This is a genomic window from Halarchaeum salinum (assembly GCF_039520965.1).
GTDB classification, from domain to species: Archaea; Halobacteriota; Halobacteria; order Halobacteriales; family Halobacteriaceae; genus Halarchaeum; species Halarchaeum salinum.
Genome location: NZ_BAAABL010000031.1, coordinates 1 through 527, shown reverse-complemented (window position 1 = coordinate 527; position 527 = coordinate 1). Strand labels below are relative to the sequence as shown.

Here is a 527-nt window from a genome sequence, read left to right as displayed (position 1 = left end):
CTCGGGACAGTTCACCCAGCCCTGCCCGAACGCCGCTCCAAACCCCTCATCGGGGTACCACTCGTGTTTTTCTCCGCAGTTTGGGCAGTCGACGTGTGGGGGCTGGATCTCCGCGGCCTCCTGTTGGAGATAGTGATTCCCTTGGTAGGCGTGACAGTGCTGGCAGACGTTGCCCCAGACTCGCTTCTTGAGGGTCCTACTATATACTCGCTCGACTGGCGTTTCATACTCCGCGAGCAATGCTCCGAGTGGCGTATCCAGATGGTCGTTGCGGGGCCACACAACCGGCGTGTCCTCACCACACTTCCAGCACTCCGTCTGCCACGTCACGAACTTCTCGTGATCTGCGGGGAACTCTTCCGGGAGCATTGTTGCTCCCCTTGTTCGCTCTATTCGTATTTGGCTGCTTCTACGCCTTGACGCAGTATTCTCCCCGCCTAACTACAGAAGTAGATTCGGACTACTGGAGTTCGCTGCGGAGTGTATTGCGATGCGTCCGAATCGTGGTTGTCGTGACGCCTGCGGCG

The 527-nt window shown here is 58.4% G+C and carries 1 protein-coding gene; it reads right to left on the bottom strand.

What is annotated here, in order from left to right:
• Positions 1 to 369: hypothetical protein (locus tag ABDZ36_RS03115; RefSeq protein WP_343749199.1), on the bottom strand; the 369-nt coding region annotated here is incomplete at its 3' end.
• Positions 370 to 527 lie beyond the last annotated feature (158 nt).